Origin of the sequence: Bacillus cereus group sp. MYBKT14-1 (genome assembly GCF_051915185.1) — a bacterium.
Lineage (GTDB): Bacteria > Bacillota > Bacilli > Bacillales > Bacillaceae_G > Bacillus_A > Bacillus_A cereus.
In genome coordinates, this window is the sequence record NZ_JBQAEF010000005.1 from 203,046 (window position 1) to 219,514 (window position 16,469).

Genomic DNA, 16,469 nt, shown 5'->3' on the forward strand with positions numbered 1-16,469 from the left:
AATAAATACCCCCATTTAAAATCGCTTATTCGTCCTTACTATAAACTCAAAAAGAAATCCTACCCCAACACCAATTGTATAAGCAACTAAATCACTCCACAAAAATCCGTACCCTAACACAAGTCCACCTAAAGTCGTTGCACGAATATTATCTATCCATTCCGCATGATACAATTGGCTCACTTCAATCCCGTAGCAAAACATTAAACTAATAAAAGCCAACTTCTTCGTCTCTGTTTTAGGAAACAAAAATCCAAAGCCAGTGAAAATCATTAATGCCCATAAAGCATCGCCTAAGTAATCATTTAATAGATGTGGTAGTGCAAAAGAAAACTTTCTTGAGCTAAGACCTAAAATAATAATAACTATAGTAAATAGTGCATATACTACTCTATTTCGTTTCGTATTCATTTTAAAGTCCCCTAATATGTAATGTAAAACTGTAAATAGCTAGTAAAACAAAGTTATTTTACTAGCTATTTATTAGTTGCTTTAATGATAAGAAAATGTGGATTCGTATTTAGATAATAATATGATTTTTCGTCTACTTCTTTCATTTTTTCAATTGCCTTCGGTTCTACTATCTCTTCTAATACAAAATAATTTGTAGTTTCATTTAGTATGTCTTGTAATGATCTTCTAAAAAACTTGACTTCAATAGTAATATTCGGTTTAACCCAAGTATCTATTAATAACTGTTTTTCAAAATAACTTTCACATGGAAACTTTGTGAAATCCATAAAAGGATGATGAATAGAATAAATAAGTTCTCCACCTGGCTTCAATACACGACGAAATTCTTGAAATACTTGATTCCAATTTTCTATATAATGAAGAGTTAATGAACTTACAATCACATCATATGTATTATCTTTAAATGGCAATGTTTTTTGCAGATCATGACAAAGGAACGTTGCTTCTTCTCCTATATTTTCTTTTGCTGATTTTACCATTTCAGGACTTACATCAATTGCTGTAACATTTGCTCCTCTTCCTATGAATTGAGAAGTATACCATCCAGCTGCACATCCAGCATCTAGTATCTTTTTTCCTTCTAGTTCCTTTGGAATAAGCTCCATCATCGCCGGTCTTTCATAATAACTGTTATATGGATTTGCGAAATCTAGATTTTCTTTATATGTACTCGCTAATTTATCATACGTATCTTTAATCGAATCTTTCATTACACACACTCCTAATACATATTAATCCATTAACTCCTGCTGCTTTTTCTTTGAAAATGATTGTAGTACTAAATCATACGACCAATCAATCATTTTATTAATTTGCTCCTGCTCTATATCCTTATGAATATAAACAGTATTCCAATGTTTTTTATTCATATGATACCCTGGAATAATGGTTTCTGGATAATCTTCTCTTATTCTTAATGCGACTTCTGGATCACACTTCAATGTAATCGCAGCTTTTTCGCCTTCTTCATGATTTACTATCGCAAATATTTTATTATTAAGCCTCATACATGTTGCACTCCAACCATCTGGAGAATCTTCTGTCGCTTTTCTTTTCGATAAACAGTACGCTCTTGTTGCATTCATTTTAATTGGCACCTCTTATTCTTTCCCTGTTTGATTACGATGCATCACAATTTGCTTCGTTGCTTGAAATTGCTGCTCACCGTAAAACTTTATTAGCTTCTCTCCGCAAAATAGACTAACAATATGAATATGAGATATTTCCTCGAGTAACATTGTAAGCATCTTCTCTCCAATACCTTTATTTCTTACACTCTCATGTACGACAACATCTTCAATGTATGCTCGAAAAATACCATCAGAAACGACTCTAGCAAATCCAACTAATTCATTTTCTTCCCATACTCCAATGGCTATACTATTCTTTAACATTTTTTCAATATCGACTTCTTTTCTTTCTGGCCACCAACCGACAGAATCATAAAGCTTCTTTATTTTTTCTGCACAGATTGGTTGTTCTTGTTGCAATTTATACGTGTACATATGCTTCCTTCCATCAATCAGTATACATAATATTATTATAATCTCTTTTCAAAAAAGTGCTGACTATGACCTTTCGGATGATCTTCAACGACACCATACTCCCTGTAACCGTGCTTTTTATAAAATTCTGGTGCTTGAAAACTAAATGAATCTAGCAATATTAATCTACACCCTTTCTCCTTCGCAATCACTTCAATTTCATGTAAAAGTTGGCTGCCATAACCGTCATGACGAACTGATTCATCAACCCATAAAAAGTCGATATGAAGGTGATAAAAATACATCGTACCTGTTACGCCACCAAAAATTTTTCCTTCTTCATTTTTTACTACGAGGCGTACTTCTTCCATCGTCTGTCTTGCCTCATCTGTTAAGATGGACATATTATATTGAATAACTTTATTTTTAATGTATTCTCCTTCAGTACGTGTACCGTTCTTTATATGTTTCATTTATATTGCTTCCTTTCAGCTTAGTAATCTACATTTTATTTTTTCTCTTTAAAATACTAATACATACGAATCCACCATATGTAACAAAGCATGAAAAGCCAATTATACCTGGTACAGAGACATAGCCTACCCTTATGTAACTTATAACCGCAAAACAAACGATAGACAATAAAATAGATGGCCAAAATATAAGAGCTGTTTTTCTTCTTCCTCGTTTCGATGTACTTTCTTTCTCTCCAGAAACACGTGTGCCAAAAAGCAATACAATACAAATAAGGATCGCTGCAAAGTAAATTGTATCTAATGACAAATTGTGATCATATAGTGCGATTCCAACTTCAAGAGCAATAATCGTTAAAATTAAAATAATGATTGTTGAAGTCTTTAAGTTTCTTTTCAATCGCTCACTCCTAGCATGCTTTCACTATATTCTTTGTATATGTACTTTAAAACTGCTGCAAAAGCTTCATCTACCTCTTTATTTTCACGTCGATTCGGTAAATCTTTTCCCCCATCACATAAAGAAGCGGAAATTCGTTAAACATTCCTATAATACCAATATTTATTGTAGCTGTGAGTAATCCACCTGTCATATGAGCTAAATGATAATATGGGATTTCTTCATACTCTCCTTGCTGTCTTACCATGCCGCTAATAATTGGTTCCCATAATTCTGGTTCTGATTTATAACCTTGAAAGGTTTGTATGAAAAGGGCAAGAACTTCACTTAATTCTCCAACATTTTTCTCATCTCTAGCATTCTCTTGTATATAAATTTTTGAAAAGTACGTTTGTGCGTACATTTTCACAGCATCCCATCCACCACAGTGCATTACAACTGACTGTGCAACGCAACTATCATGACAAGCAATCATTACCTCTACCGCTTGACTAAGTGTTAAAGAAGTTCTTCCTTGTAAATGCGGATATAACTGCGCACTATCTTCATGCGGATTAAATTTAATGTGATGAAGTATATCATTCCAATTATGTTTATTTTCCTTCACCATTTGCGTTACTACAAATCCAATGACTAATTTTGCTGCTGATGCTAACGGAATATTTAATTCATTATTATATGAAGCAACTATCCGATTATCTTTTGTAGAATAAATTTCCATTCCCACATAATTAGATTGTACCTCTTTTATTTTATTTATAACAGTTTCCATTTCCATCCCTCTTTTTATATCGTTATATTAACTTCTAATATTTCAACATTGAATGTAAAAAAACTTTTCATTAGCTATTAAAATAAGAAAAAGGTAGCATGAATTTTTTCTTGCTACCGAAAAATATTTATTCTTCTATAGGATTTTCAGGACCGTTAAGTTCCAGCTGATAAAAAGCTAAATCTAGCCATTTATTAAACTTATAACCAGCTTTTTTTATTGTTCCTGCATGAATAAATCCATAGTTTTGATGCAAGGCAATACTTTTCTCATTCTCTGCATCAATTCCAGCAATTAAGGTCATATACTCTCTTTCCTTTGCAATTTTGATTAATTCTTTCATTAATGAAGACCCAATGCCATTTTTTCTATATGCCTTATCTACATACACAGAATGTTCAACTGAATATTTATAAGCAGGCCACGCTCTAAATGGGCCGAATGTCGCAAATCCTACTACTTTATTATCTAATTCATATACGAAAATTGGATACCCTTCAGCCTTTTTTTGTTCATACCAATCTATTCTATTTTCAAGGGTTACAGGTTTATACGCATATACAGCTGTTGTATAAAGTATCGCATCGTTATAAATATCTAAGATGTATGCTAAATCTCTTTTCGTTGCTTCCCTTATCATTGTTTTCTTCCTTTCATCATGTTCATCTTATTTCAATATCTTTTCAATAGTTTTATTTTATCGAAATTTCCGATTTTTATCTACATACGAATACTAGCTTTTCGGAAACCATCAAGTATATTTATTGCAGCAGATAACATGTAGAAGAAAATTCCTCCCCCAATGAGCCACGTTTTAAACTCCTCTGAGGAAATAGTAAATGCATTTGCCAAATACGTAATGAATCCTTCGTTTAATAAATGTGGATTTACTACAATTACAATGAATATGATTGTTCCGACTACTTGAAGAATAGCATTTCCAATTGCCAACCTTTTCGTCCATTGTCCCTGTACTAACTTATAAAGTGATATAGCTACTTCGAAAACGATCATAACCAAAATTAGGGGCCAGTATTGAAGCAAAACATCTTGATTAAACGTTGGCGCGACAAACTTCAATCCGTTTTCTGTACCATGATATACGCCTACAAGATGATTCGCATAAAAGTAAAGTGTAGTCCAAACTGCCGTCCACATTAAACCTCCAAAAACTTCAAACTTCGAGATTGCTTTTTTCTTTGGGATATACGAGATGTTTTTCAAATCATCTGGTGTCCATTTTTTTAAACTTGTCGTCAACGGCTCGATACCTTTGTCTTTATCTGTTCTTTCTAAAATAACAAACACAAGTGTCAACCAGAAAAATACATGGAGACCCACTTCAAAAATTTCCCCTATACCTTTACCTATCAATTGTAAAATAACATTTAATACCGCTTGATCACCATTATAGCCTATAAAATTTTCTGCAACCATTGAAATGAGCGCAATAACAGCTGCAATTGGTATAATCATTTTTAATAGCGTCGTATATACATCAAAATAACGTGGTCCAATTAAATGCATTGGTCTATCCAAGTACCCATTAGCCAATGAAACTGGACTTCCCAATTTTTCGAGTACGCTCTTCACATCTTCCTCATTATAATCGTCTGGTAACATATCCTCTATTGTTGACCGTAGTTCAAGTGTAATATCTTCACGATTTTGTTCAGGCAATCTCTTCGCAACTTCATGGACATACATATCAATCAAACTCATTTTCGTCCTCCTCCTTTAATAAGTTATAAAGTTCTTTCGAATCCTTTACCCACTGCTTTTTCAATTGTAAAAATATCTCTAATCCATATTCACTTAAAACATAATACTTACGAGGTCTACTCTCTGTTTTATCCCAACTACTCGTCACTAACTCCTGCTTTTCTAATCGGCGAAGTAGCGGATATAAAGTACTTTGATCAATTGTAATCCCTGATTGCTCCAATAACTGGACAAGTGAATATCCGTACTGCGGCGTTCTTAATTGACTTAAAACAGCTAACGTTAATGTCCCTCTTCTTAACTCAGTAATTAACGAGTTTAATAAAGTATCCATTCACTCACCTCATTTCCATTACTATATGTCATACAGTATGTGTTTTATACTATGTATCGTACAGTATTAATGTGACAAAAACTATATTTTTTACCGAAAAACGGATAATGAAAAGCGCAAATTATATGATTTGTACTTTTTTAGCTAAGTTATATATATAACACTCTAAAAGATAGCAACCTTAACTACTAATTTTGAAGTTGCAGTAATGCTATATTAAGTTACAAATATCGTATACATATGATGTGAACATAACATCTCACTATAGGAAGCTATAAAAATGGCGAATTACCATGCTTGAATGATTCCCGTTTTCAGCACCTAATCAACGTTATTTCCTTCATAAACTTCATCTTGTTCAAAATCTTTATTTTTATTTGGTTTATTAGAGAAAAATAAAAAAACAATTAAATTAGGTTAATTGTTTTTCAAATGCAAAATCTTTATTTTTTTAAATAACCTATGATATTCGAAAAGACAAACTCTCCAAATGCAAGTGGTATATAAATAAACCATAACTTTAATATTGCCTTTGTTTCTTTGTGATCAGAATCCCCCATTAAAACCAACCCAATCCTTTTTCTTCTAATATTTTCATTTTAATTCCAATAACAAGGAAATTATACCATTTATCAATGTTATAGTCTATGTTTTCTAAAAATTAAATAAATAAAACTCTTGTATTCCCTCAATATTCAGATAAACATAATATTTTTTTTTTACGTTTCATCTTCAAAGTCTATAATGAGTCCTGTTAGAACTGCTTCATTACCAATCGATTGGATCCCATGACCAATAAAATCCATCTTAAATTCTTCCCACTCTAACTGCTCTTTTGTGATTCATCGTCACATTATGATGAATTACTCATACATTATCTAGAAGTAAAAACCCTAATTCACTTTTCTCTTAAAGAGCACAATTCAAATGTGCTCTTTTTAAGTCTGTTCGAATAAAATTAAAAATCCTACTGATAAACAAAAAATCTCGTTTATCAATAGGATTCATTAGCTATATATAGCGATTATAGCGAACTCCATCGCCTATTACTAAAGTCGAACTGATTTAAGTAATATAAATTCCCCTTTTTCTTTAGAAAATGGAACAACCTCTACAATCGCCTCAACATTAATTACTCCGTAAACATGCGGATATTCTTGACCGTTTGAAGCAAGTTCATATTTTACTTCTGCTTTTAATAGGGCTGGATCAATTGTAAGTAATAAAACATCTTCTTCATGCTTGAAATATTTTTCTGCAACTCTTAAAGCTTGATCTACTAATGAACAATGAATAAATCCCTCTTCTATAAGGGAATCTTCATTAATTTTTCCAATTATTTTTGCTATTTCCCAATTACTTTTCGTAATTACTTTTGTAATCATAGTAACTCTCCCTTTTTAATTTATGTAATGATATAATAACACTAAATTTTCAACACGTTCTTAATAGATTGGGGACTTATAATGGATAAACCTCTCACTGCATTACAAACTATTATTATACATATGAATACAAATGAACATTGGCATGATTTTATTTGTTACTGTCAGCATCGCGAAGCGGGACTTCGAAAATTAGCTTATAAACATTTAGAGACATTTATTTCAAATGCAAAGAAATGGGAATCAAAAGATCAAGAAGAGTTTGCCATTTCGTTGTTTACTATTTTAGATGCATTAAACGAAAAAGATGAGGTCTTAACTTTCTCACTAAATAGTTTTCTAATTGACATTCTATATAGATGGACAGAAAACAACCCGATTGATTCAAGACCTTTTAGATGGATAGGAATTTATATGGACTCTAGCAATAAAGAAGACGATTTAGAAAAATTCCTTCGAAAAGCGATTGAATTAGGTGGTGATACCGAACAAGAAGCTATGATATACCTAGTTTCTAATTACATCAATACTTTAGATTTTGGTACTCATGAATTCCCTTCAGGTTATTGCGGAGATTTAAGCGAATGTATAGAAAAACTTCCCTATATGCTTCAATTAATTAATAGAATTCAGAATAAGAACATAAAGGAGCAAAACATTGGTCAAATACAAGAACAACTACACTTAATTCTAGATTGGTTAAAACATACACAAATTCCAGTAGATGCTGTTCGTATATGGGAAAAAGAACAAACTAAGGAATTAGAAATGGTCATTGTATATTATTTACACAACAGCTCAAGTCGTTAATTCATCTTGTACAGAGATAATAAAATTGTTTAAAACATAATAAAATTGTTTAAAAAACGCCAGTCATGTTATTCAACAATCGGACTATATAATGGAATGAATCCTTGTAAAAATTAGAAATATTTGAAATAATCGTTATTAAGTTGAAGCAGAACGATTGCAGAAAAAGGTGATACGACTTTTTCTTACTTAAGAATCGCGAAACAGTTGAAAATTTTAATTAATTATATTCCGAAAGGGTGTGTGTAGTATCTTATCAACTAATGTTTTTACTTATAAATCTAAGGATGGAAAAACAGTAATAATTAGAGAAGCTAAAGAACAGGATGCAGAAAGAATACTAGATTCTGCTTCAAAAGCTTTAATAAACGCTCCATACATGCTAAGTACGGTTGAGGATGTAAAAAAGGTACGTATCGATGCTATTCAAAAAACGTTAAAAGCTTATCATGAAAATCCAAATTATGTACAGTTTATTGCTGAAGTTGATGGTAAGTTAGTCGGTGCAATAGATTTTAAGAACGGAAACAAAGAAAAAATTAGTCATCAAGGGGCTTTTGCGATGACCATACTACCTGAATATCGAAATTATGGTATTGGAAGAGCTCTTCTAGAAACGTTAATCAATTGGGCTAAAAATAACAGTAAGATTGAAAAAGTTTGTCTTGAGGTAATGGAAGATAATCTAGGTGCAATCCAGTTATATAAGAATCTAGGCTTCTTTGAAGAGGGTAGAAAAGCAAAGGGTGTAAAATTGGATGATAGCTATCAAAATTTAATATTAATGGCTTTATTCGTTTAAAATTGAACATTAATTTCAATATAAAAAGAGGATCTTCATAGTCATCTCCCTGTTAAGTAGACAGTAATAGAAATCCTCTTTTTATATTTATCCCACATTAGCTTGCAGTAAAACTCCCCACTGATTATAGTTCCACTTTATTTTAATCCTTTAATTAAAGGTGACGCTTCCCCACTATGGAAAATCCATAAGTCATGAAGTGATCTCGTACATCCGACATATAGTAATTTTGCATCATGTTTTGTGTTTTTGTAATGTTCTTCATCCACATCAATTAAAAGCACCGCATCAAATTCTAAACCTTTCGCTAAATAGACAGGTACTACTGATATACCACCTTCATATTTACTTTGGTTTGCTTCAATTACGTTGACCGTTAATCCTGCATTTGTTAATTTCACATATATATCACGGCATTCATCTTCTGTTCTTCCGATTACCGCAATTGTTTTCACATCTGCATTTTGCAAATGTTTTACCGTCTTCATAATTTCAGTAAATTGATTTTCTGCATGAATTACTTTCACATCTTCTCCACTGCGGAAGACTGGTGTTGCGAGTCCTACTGGGATTTCTGCATTTTTAATTATTTCATTTGCAAATTCAATAATTTCTTTTGTAGAACGATAACTTCTTGTCAATTCATAATAACCGGTTTCTTGGAATACTTCCTTAAAAGCATTCCAATCTTCAATTCCTTGGTAATCATAAATCGCTTGCGATAAATCACCTAATATAGTGAAAGAATTACCTAATGTAATTTCTTTTAATACATAAACTTGGAAAGGCGAAAAATCTTGCGCTTCATCAATAACAACGTGATGAAACTTCTGCCCGATTTCAATCCCTGTTATACGATGATGTATGTATATTAAAGCTGGTAAATCTTCTACATACACTTCTTTTTTACGACAACTCTTTTCTGTTTCTTTAACAAGTTCTTCAGGTAATACCTCAAGTATTTCTTTACTTTTTACTATTGAACTATACAGTGAAAGAGCACTCATTTTCGGCCAAAACTTCATATATGCGTTCAGTCTCTTAGTCGCTTCTTTTTTAAGTAATTTTTTCTCGTTTGTTTCCCCGAATTTTTTAAGCTCAATTTCAATCCAGCGCTTCATTCGTCCTACTAATCGTTCTCTTCTTTTCTGTAAAGGATAATGTTTATATTCAACTTGCATCCATTTTTTAATATCTTCTACTGGAATAATCGCTCTATCCCACGCCTCAAAATCTTTTGTCGGAACTAACTCATTTTCAAATTGGATCATTCTCTCTTCAATAAACGTCTTAAATTCCAACGTACCCTTTAATTTACCTAGCATTACCTTCTTTTCATCACGATTAATTGAAAATGCTTCTTTCAATTTTTCTTCTGTCTGCTTTAGTTTCACTGAATCATCTAACGTACGTAATGCCCAATCCGGAAACGTTGTTTGATTAATATTCCCTACACCTAATTCAGGAAGTACACTCGAAATATAGTCTAAAAACAGACTATTCGGCGCAAATACGATCATTCTTTCTGCTTCTAGTTGTTCACGATATTCATAAATTAAAAAAGCAAGGCGATGTAAAGCAATTGTTGTCTTTCCACTCCCTGCAACCCCTTGAATAAGTAATGGTAAATTTCTTTCCGCTCGAATAATATCATTTTGTTCCGATTGAATCGTTGAAACAATATCCTTTAGCTTATTATCTTTATTCTCACCTAATCGATATAGAAGAAAATCATCGGCATGCGATACATCTTCATTTCCTTTTACATATGTATCAACAACACGTTCAAGTTCTCTTTTTCGAATGGAAATGTTTCGTTTTAAATACACATCACCTTCTACTAACCCATCTGGTGATTGATAAAATGCTAATTCGTCTCCACCGGTAAATGAATAAAACATACTTGCGACAGGTGCCCGCCAATCGATAATGATTGGCTTCATCGTGTCCATATCCGAAACCCCTACTTTTCCGATATAAATCGGCATAACTTCTTCTTTTCCATCTTCCTGAAAATCTAACCTTCCAAAGTACGGCTCTTGCACACCAATACGTAAGTTTTGTCTATTAGACTCCCTCATACTTTCAAGAATTTGCTCTTTAAAATCTTCTCCATAATAAACTGGGATTTTTTCAAGCTTATCCAATTGCTCATCCATCGTATGTAAAGTAGCCTTCATTTTTTGTAACTCATCTTCAAATATGTTGCTCATTTCGACGATTCCCTCCTGTCCGTTCTAATTTTTCAGTCGAAGTATCATTGTATTAAAAATCCAATCATAAAGTCAATAGTTTCCATTTAAATTTTCCGAAAAAACTTACTTTTCATCTTTCTAATTTAAAAAGAATATGCAACATCTAAATCACACAAATACACATATAGTATAATGATGCATGCAAAAGATACTACTTTCTATTTGTCTCCTATTTAATTTATCTATTAAAAAACATTGTAAAAATTAAAGAATTTAATCAATGGGCGTTTTACTGCCCATAAATAGTAGGATAAACAAAAGTAAAGGAGGCTCTTCAAATGAATATCGCGAAAAAGAAATCACTAAAGTTATATTTACTTATTTTTGTATTAACTGTTTTGGCCAGTGGATGGATTGGGGTATTTCTAGATTCTCTTCTAACAAATCAACCTGAAGGAAATACTTTAGGTATGGGGTTATGGCTAATATTACCTTTCCTCGTAAGCATTTTACTTAGAGTTATTAGCCGAGATTGGAATGATTTTGGCATCAAACCAAATTTGAAAGGAAACTTTATATGGTATTTCACTGCACTACTTATTTATCCATTCGTTACAGTAATAACGATAAGCATATCGCTCATTTTTGGAGTAGCTCATATTTCTAGTTTTGATATATCCACGTTATTGTTACTCATAGTCATGTCTTCTATTGGTAACTTTATTAAAAACATTTTTGAAGAGTTTTCTTGGCGCGGTTATTTAACTCCAAAGTTGATTGAACTAAATCTAAACGATTGGTACATTTATATTATTTCTGGTTTCATTTGGGCACTTTGGCATGCTGCATATTATATAGTCTTTTTGCCAAATGAATATTTTGAATCTATCTCAAGATTAAATATGCTTTTATCTGGCTGTATCCTTATGGTTTGTTGGTCAATTATGTATGTTGAAATATATAGACTTACAAAATCCGTCTGGCCATGCGTTATCATGCATGCGATCGAGGATGCTGTTCCTACTGTTTTAGTTACCATAACAGGGATTATTACCCTTACAAACAGTAGTGATTTTTGGTTAAATCCTATTAGCGGGGTCGCTGCTACTGTTTTATTTCTCGGAATTGGAATCGTACTAAGAACTATAAGAATAAAAAGAGAACGACAATTATTCACACAATAAAAAGCAGATAATGAATTCGTCATTATCTGCTTTCCAATTTTTAAAACTACCTTATTATATTTTTTGATACATAAGCCAGTCACCAGAGTCTATCACTTTCTTTAACATCTTTTTATCTTGAGCGATATACACATATGCCTCAATTTCCCTATCAGCAACATATACTGTTTGCGTGATTCGATCATATAAATCAGTCTCCGCATTACCTGTATATTCTTCTAGTTCATCTAACTTACACAATATCTCATCATTTACTACATAAACTTCTCCATACACCTGTTCTTCAATCGAATAAGTCATGGCCGGATATCCTTCGTTCGTATCAAATAATTTGCCATATGTCCAAGCTCTGTCTGCGATGCATGTTGCACCTAGCATATAATGAGCATTCGTTTGTCCTCTTCTTAACGTGCCATAAACGAAAACATGATACATAAATTCTTATCCCCTTTATATGCCTCTACTTTCTTATTTGTAAATAAGCACGAATCATAAAGTAACTCACTTCATTCGGAAGCTGTTCTTTAATAGATTTCAGACCACCATCTGCATTTTGAACGGCAGTTTCAATAAGAGATTCATACTCTGCTGGAACAAAGCTTTGCCAATCTACTTCCATTCCATCCTCATAACAGCGAATTAAATGGTTTTCGATTGTTTGTCTTGATAAGTTACGTTCTTTTGCAATCTCATTCAAATCAATACCTTGTTTATACATTTCATACGTTTCTAAATGAGAATTTGCGGACGCTTTTCCTGACTTTTTACGCTCTGAAACTACTTCTGTCTTAATCGTTTCAGCATAATTTGGATTTTCCTCAATAAAATGCTGAACTGCTTGTAAGAAGTGCGAGCCATATTTCACAAGTTTGTGTTCTCCGATACCTTTTACCGTCAACAATTCGGAATCACTTTGCGGCATTTTCACACACATATCTTTTAATGTTTGGTCAGAGAAAATAACGAACGGAGGTACACCTTCTCCTTGTGCAATTTCTTTACGTACTTCACGAAGCACTTCAAATAAAGGATGGTCTTGAACAATTTGTCTTGTCTCTACTCGTTCTTTTCGTAAAACATTCTCTTTACCAAGTAATACTTCTTTCCCTTTTTCAGTTACTTTTAACGTCGGATAAGTGCCATGCTCAACTGCAATTAACTCGTCTGAAATTAAAAACTCAATAAACTCACTGACCTCTTTTACACTACGGTTCGATAAAAGCCCATACGTTGGTAAAGTATGAAAATTAAATTCAATAACTTTCTTATTCTTCGACCCAGTTAATACTTGCGCTATCATTTGCTTTCCAAAGCGTTGGTTCGTTCTAATCATGCATGATAAAACCATTTGTGATTCCCTTGTCACATCGATGCTCTCGCGATTGTCTGTACAATTACCACAGCGTCCACAATCTTCTTTCGGTTCTTCTCCAAAGTATTGCAAAATGAATGATTGTAAACATTGTTCTGTATGACAGTAATCGGTCATATTTTGCAATTTTTCAAGTTCATTTGAAAAACGTGATTCTCCAGTTGATTGATCAATTAAAAAACGCTGTACTTGTACATCTTGAGAAGAATATAACAATATACATGTACTATCTAATCCGTCACGACCAGCACGTCCTGCTTCTTGATAGTAACTTTCCATATTTTTTGGAAGCTGATAATGAATTACGTAACGAATATTCGATTTATCAATACCCATCCCGAATGCAGATGTTGCTACCATTACACTTACTTCATCTCGTAAAAAGAGTTCTTGTTGCTCATTTCGATCAATATCACTCATACCAGCGTGATATTTTGATACAGAAACTCCTGCCTTCATTAAATCTTCATATAACTGATCGACTACTTTTCTAGTAGCTGCATATATAATCCCAGATTCCTTTTGATTTTGACGAATATAATCCGCCAAATATGCATTTCGATCTTGCCCTTTAATAACAGAAAACGATAAGTTCTCACGCTCAAACGTTGTCATAATTGTATTTTCTTTATTAATTTCAAGTGTATTACAAATATCATCACGTACTTGCGGTGTTGCTGTTGCTGTTAATGCTAATACGAGCGGCTTTTCTGGAAGATAATCTAATATGCGATGTATATGTAAATAACTTGGACGGAAATCATGTCCCCACTGTGAAATACAGTGTGCTTCATCAATCGCAATCATAGGGATTTTCATATCGATAAGTTGGTCAACAAACTCCATCGAATCAAGACGCTCAGGCGCGACATAAAGTAATTTGTAATGTCCTTGTTTCGCTAATTGAATTCGCTGATTTGCTTCAGCAATAGAAATAGAACTATTAATATATGTAGCTGAAATGCCATTCTGTACCAATGTATCTACTTGATCCTTCATAAGTGATATTAAAGGAGATATAACCAACGTCGTGCCTTCAAATACTAATGCCGGAATTTGATAACAAATTGACTTACCGCCACCCGTTGGCATAATACAAACTGTATCTTTCCCATCTAATACGTTTTTAATTGTTTCATCTTGTCCTCTTCGAAACGAAGAATAACCAAAGTAGGACGCTAAAAGTTCTTGTGCTTTAGTAAACAAAAAAGAGTCACCTGCTTTTCTTTATCTTTCATCTACTTCTATTATATCAATCACTTATGCGACTTGAAAGGGATGGATAAACGCTTATTGTTTTTTCATTATTCTATATTTAATATGAATTAGCATCCGTGTTTTATATGTTTTACAACATTTATAACGTAAATCCAGTACACAAGAAGAAAGAGTTTCAATTTAAATGTTCATTTTATTTCCCTTTCTTGAATACTACTAATCGTATACATATAAATTCAGGAGGTTACTATATGAAGCATCGTAATATGAGTTCCATCACAGCGAAAACGAAAACACAAAAACTCCAATTCTCTAATAATGATGCGTGGAAATATGAATCATACTATAAGTATCAGCCATTATTCTCTTATAAAAAGCTTTTTAATTTTCTTTCTCAACTTTTTAGACGTTAATATAAGCGCAAAAAATATATCATTCACAGAATTTTTCTCACTATTAAATGTATAGACTTACTACAATTCAGTTGTTACCATATATAATAATCTGTTGGATAAACCCCTTAAGTTGACCTGCTTATATTAGCAGGTCTTTTTCATGATTACATACTTCTGTGTACCTCGATCTCACTTCCAAGTCTTTTCTCCATTTTATAACCATATTTAACTCCCAACAATTCATGATTATCATGAATTGTTGGGAGTTAAATTGTTCACATATAATTATGCAATTCTTCTTTCTCAATACACAAAAGGCATTTTACTTGTTACTATAAAAGTACTCCAGATGAGTTTTTTGCTCATCAACATTATCTAGTTATTGGGGCCTGCCGCGGGAAGCAGGTCCCTTTGACTGTATGAAGGTCCTAATTTCATTTGGACACATTTACCAGGTTTTTTCAAAAGAATTTTATGATAACATTACGTAGTCGAGTCCGACATCTCGGCAATACCCTTTTGAGGGTCTGCAACTTCCCTTGCAGACCCTCTTTTACTTTATATTCAATTTATTTATATATACCACAACATCATTCATTGAATTTCTCCATTTCAAATTCCCTAAAAATAATCTAGGACACGTAACTAAAAATAAATCTTCATCATACTTTGAGTTATACATGTTCAAAGGAGTGTTACTATTTATGTATTCTTATTGGCAATCGTATTACTCCCCCTACCATAACCCTTATGTAAACTATGATTTATCCGTACGGAACTACCGAATTAGTAAAAATGAGAATTTTTTAAAAGGGTATATGCGTTCTTTATGGGAACAACACGTCGCTTGGACGAGATTGGCTATTATAAGTATAGTCTTTAATTTACCAGATGTTAACGTTACTGTTGGACGACTTCTACAAAACGCAACACATATGGGACTATCACTTGAACCATTTTACGGTGAGGATGCAGTGAAAAAATATAGTGCATTAATTAAAGATCACTTAGTAATTGCAGCGGATCTTGTTAAAGCCGCAAAAGCTGGTAATCAAAATGCAGCGGCCGCTATAGAGAAAAAATGGTACGCTAATGGTGATGAAATTATTGCATTTCTTAACAGTATCAACCCATATATAGATAAAGAAGAATTTAGAAAAAGGTTTTATGAACATTTAGCACTAACAAAAGCAGAAGCACTTTCCTTCCTAAATAAAGATTATGAAGCAGGAGTAAAACTTTACGATAAAATTGAAAAAGAAGCATTAGAAATGGCCGACATGATAACAAACGCAATCGTAAAACAATTCCCGCAAATATTTCAATAAAGTGAAACTTTAATCAGAGTAGGTATTACTACTAAGTAATACTTGATAAAAATAAGTCGGTTTCCAAACATAAATCGGCTTATTTAGTTTTCTCTCCATGATATTTCACCTCTCCTCTTTA

Annotated in this window: 18 protein-coding genes, 1 pseudogene and 1 riboswitch; of the genes and pseudogenes, 5 read left to right on the top strand and 14 right to left on the bottom strand. The window is 32.6% G+C overall.

All coding sequences use genetic code 11. From position 1 onward, the window contains the following. Positions 1 to 15: 15 nt before the first annotated feature. The 11 genes and pseudogenes from ACTFO4_RS15335 to ACTFO4_RS15385 all read right to left on the bottom strand — a co-directional run bounded on the left by ACTFO4_RS15335 (position 16) and on the right by ACTFO4_RS15385 (position 7,044). The gene (locus tag ACTFO4_RS15335) at positions 16 to 411 is read right to left on the bottom strand and encodes a DUF2809 domain-containing protein (RefSeq protein ID WP_440013871.1); all 396 of its coding nucleotides are present in this window, start codon (positions 409 to 411) and stop codon (positions 16 to 18) included. A 65-nt stretch (positions 412 to 476) separates the two neighbouring features. Then, the gene (locus ACTFO4_RS15340) at positions 477 to 1,184 is read right to left on the bottom strand and encodes a class I SAM-dependent methyltransferase (protein WP_440013873.1); all 708 of its coding nucleotides are present in this window, start codon (positions 1,182 to 1,184) and stop codon (positions 477 to 479) included. Between the two features lie 21 nt (positions 1,185 to 1,205). Continuing rightward, positions 1,206 to 1,559, bottom strand: coding sequence for an MmcQ/YjbR family DNA-binding protein (locus tag ACTFO4_RS15345; RefSeq protein ID WP_000994620.1), 354 nt, complete (start codon positions 1,557 to 1,559; stop codon positions 1,206 to 1,208). A gap of 15 nt (positions 1,560 to 1,574) precedes the next feature. Next, the gene (locus ACTFO4_RS15350) at positions 1,575 to 1,979 is read right to left on the bottom strand and encodes a GNAT family N-acetyltransferase (RefSeq protein ID WP_060852057.1); all 405 of its coding nucleotides are present in this window, start codon (positions 1,977 to 1,979) and stop codon (positions 1,575 to 1,577) included. Positions 1,980 to 2,014: 35 nt separating this feature from the next. After that, a complete protein-coding gene (locus ACTFO4_RS15355; RefSeq protein ID WP_440013875.1) occupies positions 2,015 to 2,431 on the bottom strand; it encodes a GNAT family N-acetyltransferase in 417 nt (138 codons plus the stop codon). 28 nt (positions 2,432 to 2,459) lie between these two features. Further along, positions 2,460 to 2,831: a hypothetical protein gene (locus ACTFO4_RS15360; protein WP_017673276.1), complete on the bottom strand. Its 372-nt coding sequence runs from the start codon at positions 2,829 to 2,831 to the stop codon at positions 2,460 to 2,462. Next, positions 2,828 to 3,603, bottom strand: a pseudogene (locus ACTFO4_RS15365) (serine hydrolase). Before ACTFO4_RS15365 ends, ACTFO4_RS15360 begins: the two are co-directional and overlap by 4 nt. A gap of 127 nt (positions 3,604 to 3,730) precedes the next feature. Next, positions 3,731 to 4,243, bottom strand: coding sequence for a GNAT family N-acetyltransferase (locus ACTFO4_RS15370; protein WP_000617522.1), 513 nt, complete (start codon positions 4,241 to 4,243; stop codon positions 3,731 to 3,733). Between the two features lie 80 nt (positions 4,244 to 4,323). Beyond that, positions 4,324 to 5,325, bottom strand: coding sequence for an HAAS signaling domain-containing protein (locus ACTFO4_RS15375; protein ID WP_119683528.1), 1,002 nt, complete (start codon positions 5,323 to 5,325; stop codon positions 4,324 to 4,326). Next, positions 5,312 to 5,659, bottom strand: a complete 348-nt coding sequence (locus ACTFO4_RS15380) for a PadR family transcriptional regulator (protein ID WP_000380296.1) — start codon at positions 5,657 to 5,659, stop codon at positions 5,312 to 5,314. The genes ACTFO4_RS15375 and ACTFO4_RS15380 overlap by 14 nt, the downstream gene beginning before the upstream one ends. 991 nt (positions 5,660 to 6,650) lie before the next feature. Next, a riboswitch (Fluoride riboswitch) is annotated at positions 6,651 to 6,712 on the bottom strand. Then, positions 6,709 to 7,044: a DUF952 domain-containing protein gene (locus ACTFO4_RS15385; protein ID WP_000629080.1), complete on the bottom strand. Its 336-nt coding sequence runs from the start codon at positions 7,042 to 7,044 to the stop codon at positions 6,709 to 6,711. Its footprint overlaps the riboswitch before it by 4 nt. Positions 7,045 to 7,125: 81 nt before the next feature. Between ACTFO4_RS15385 and ACTFO4_RS15390 the strand changes: the two genes are divergently transcribed. After that, positions 7,126 to 7,854 (top strand): hypothetical protein, encoded by a 729-nt coding sequence (locus ACTFO4_RS15390; RefSeq protein ID WP_017673270.1) that lies wholly within the window; start codon positions 7,126 to 7,128, stop codon positions 7,852 to 7,854. A 241-nt stretch (positions 7,855 to 8,095) separates the two neighbouring features. Further along, positions 8,096 to 8,656 carry a GNAT family N-acetyltransferase gene (locus ACTFO4_RS15395; protein ID WP_000337118.1) on the top strand — a complete coding sequence of 187 codons (561 nt, stop codon included), beginning with the start codon at positions 8,096 to 8,098 and terminating at the stop codon, positions 8,654 to 8,656. Between the two features lie 137 nt (positions 8,657 to 8,793). On the opposite strand, the gene ACTFO4_RS15400 is transcribed toward ACTFO4_RS15395, so the two are convergent. Beyond that, complete coding sequence (locus ACTFO4_RS15400) at positions 8,794 to 10,869, bottom strand: HelD family protein (RefSeq protein WP_017673269.1); 2,076 nt, start codon at positions 10,867 to 10,869, stop codon at positions 8,794 to 8,796. Positions 10,870 to 11,189: 320 nt separating this feature from the next. Here ACTFO4_RS15400 and ACTFO4_RS15405 point away from each other — a divergent pair, with 320 nt between their 5' ends. Beyond that, positions 11,190 to 12,035: a CPBP family glutamic-type intramembrane protease gene (locus ACTFO4_RS15405; RefSeq protein ID WP_017673268.1), complete on the top strand. Its 846-nt coding sequence runs from the start codon at positions 11,190 to 11,192 to the stop codon at positions 12,033 to 12,035. 54 nt (positions 12,036 to 12,089) lie between these two features. On the opposite strand, the gene ACTFO4_RS15410 is transcribed toward ACTFO4_RS15405, so the two are convergent. Together ACTFO4_RS15410 and recQ are read right to left on the bottom strand one after the other, a co-directional pair. After that, positions 12,090 to 12,470, bottom strand: a complete 381-nt coding sequence (locus tag ACTFO4_RS15410) for a gamma-glutamylcyclotransferase family protein (RefSeq protein ID WP_000274908.1) — start codon at positions 12,468 to 12,470, stop codon at positions 12,090 to 12,092. A 25-nt stretch (positions 12,471 to 12,495) separates the two neighbouring features. After that, a complete protein-coding gene (gene recQ / locus ACTFO4_RS15415) occupies positions 12,496 to 14,613 on the bottom strand; it encodes a DNA helicase RecQ (RefSeq protein WP_017673267.1) in 2,118 nt (705 codons plus the stop codon). Positions 14,614 to 14,876: 263 nt separating this feature from the next. Between recQ and ACTFO4_RS15420 the strand changes: the two genes are divergently transcribed. Both ACTFO4_RS15420 and ACTFO4_RS15425 read left to right on the top strand, forming a co-directional pair. Then, positions 14,877 to 15,038, top strand: coding sequence for a hypothetical protein (locus ACTFO4_RS15420; RefSeq protein WP_000682743.1), 162 nt, complete (start codon positions 14,877 to 14,879; stop codon positions 15,036 to 15,038). Positions 15,039 to 15,724: 686 nt separating this feature from the next. After that, the gene (locus ACTFO4_RS15425; protein WP_017673266.1) at positions 15,725 to 16,348 is read left to right on the top strand and encodes a hypothetical protein; all 624 of its coding nucleotides are present in this window, start codon (positions 15,725 to 15,727) and stop codon (positions 16,346 to 16,348) included. Positions 16,349 to 16,469: the final 121 nt, after the last annotated feature.

What these genes read in the sequence shown, in the direction of transcription:
- ACTFO4_RS15335 (WP_440013871.1), bottom strand. Translation starts at nt 411, where the DNA reads ATGAATACGAAACGAAATAGAGTAGTATATGCACTATTTACTATAGTT.
- ACTFO4_RS15340 (WP_440013873.1), bottom strand. Translation starts at nt 1,184, where the DNA reads ATGAAAGATTCGATTAAAGATACGTATGATAAATTAGCGAGTACATAT.
- ACTFO4_RS15345 (WP_000994620.1), bottom strand. Translation starts at nt 1,559, where the DNA reads ATGAATGCAACAAGAGCGTACTGTTTATCGAAAAGAAAAGCGACAGAA.
- ACTFO4_RS15350 (WP_060852057.1), bottom strand. Translation starts at nt 1,979, where the DNA reads ATGTACACGTATAAATTGCAACAAGAACAACCAATCTGTGCAGAAAAA.
- ACTFO4_RS15355 (WP_440013875.1), bottom strand. Translation starts at nt 2,431, where the DNA reads ATGAAACATATAAAGAACGGTACACGTACTGAAGGAGAATACATTAAA.
- ACTFO4_RS15370 (WP_000617522.1), bottom strand. Translation starts at nt 4,243, where the DNA reads ATGATAAGGGAAGCAACGAAAAGAGATTTAGCATACATCTTAGATATT.
- ACTFO4_RS15375 (WP_119683528.1), bottom strand. Translation starts at nt 5,325, where the DNA reads ATGAGTTTGATTGATATGTATGTCCATGAAGTTGCGAAGAGATTGCCT.
- ACTFO4_RS15380 (WP_000380296.1), bottom strand. Translation starts at nt 5,659, where the DNA reads ATGGATACTTTATTAAACTCGTTAATTACTGAGTTAAGAAGAGGGACA.
- ACTFO4_RS15385 (WP_000629080.1), bottom strand. Translation starts at nt 7,044, where the DNA reads ATGATTACAAAAGTAATTACGAAAAGTAATTGGGAAATAGCAAAAATA.
- ACTFO4_RS15390 (WP_017673270.1), top strand. Translation starts at nt 7,126, where the DNA reads ATGGATAAACCTCTCACTGCATTACAAACTATTATTATACATATGAAT.
- ACTFO4_RS15400 (WP_017673269.1), bottom strand. Translation starts at nt 10,869, where the DNA reads ATGAGCAACATATTTGAAGATGAGTTACAAAAAATGAAGGCTACTTTA.
- ACTFO4_RS15405 (WP_017673268.1), top strand. Translation starts at nt 11,190, where the DNA reads ATGAATATCGCGAAAAAGAAATCACTAAAGTTATATTTACTTATTTTT.
- ACTFO4_RS15410 (WP_000274908.1), bottom strand. Translation starts at nt 12,470, where the DNA reads ATGTATCATGTTTTCGTTTATGGCACGTTAAGAAGAGGACAAACGAAT.
- ACTFO4_RS15420 (WP_000682743.1), top strand. Translation starts at nt 14,877, where the DNA reads ATGAAGCATCGTAATATGAGTTCCATCACAGCGAAAACGAAAACACAA.
- ACTFO4_RS15425 (WP_017673266.1), top strand. Translation starts at nt 15,725, where the DNA reads ATGTATTCTTATTGGCAATCGTATTACTCCCCCTACCATAACCCTTAT.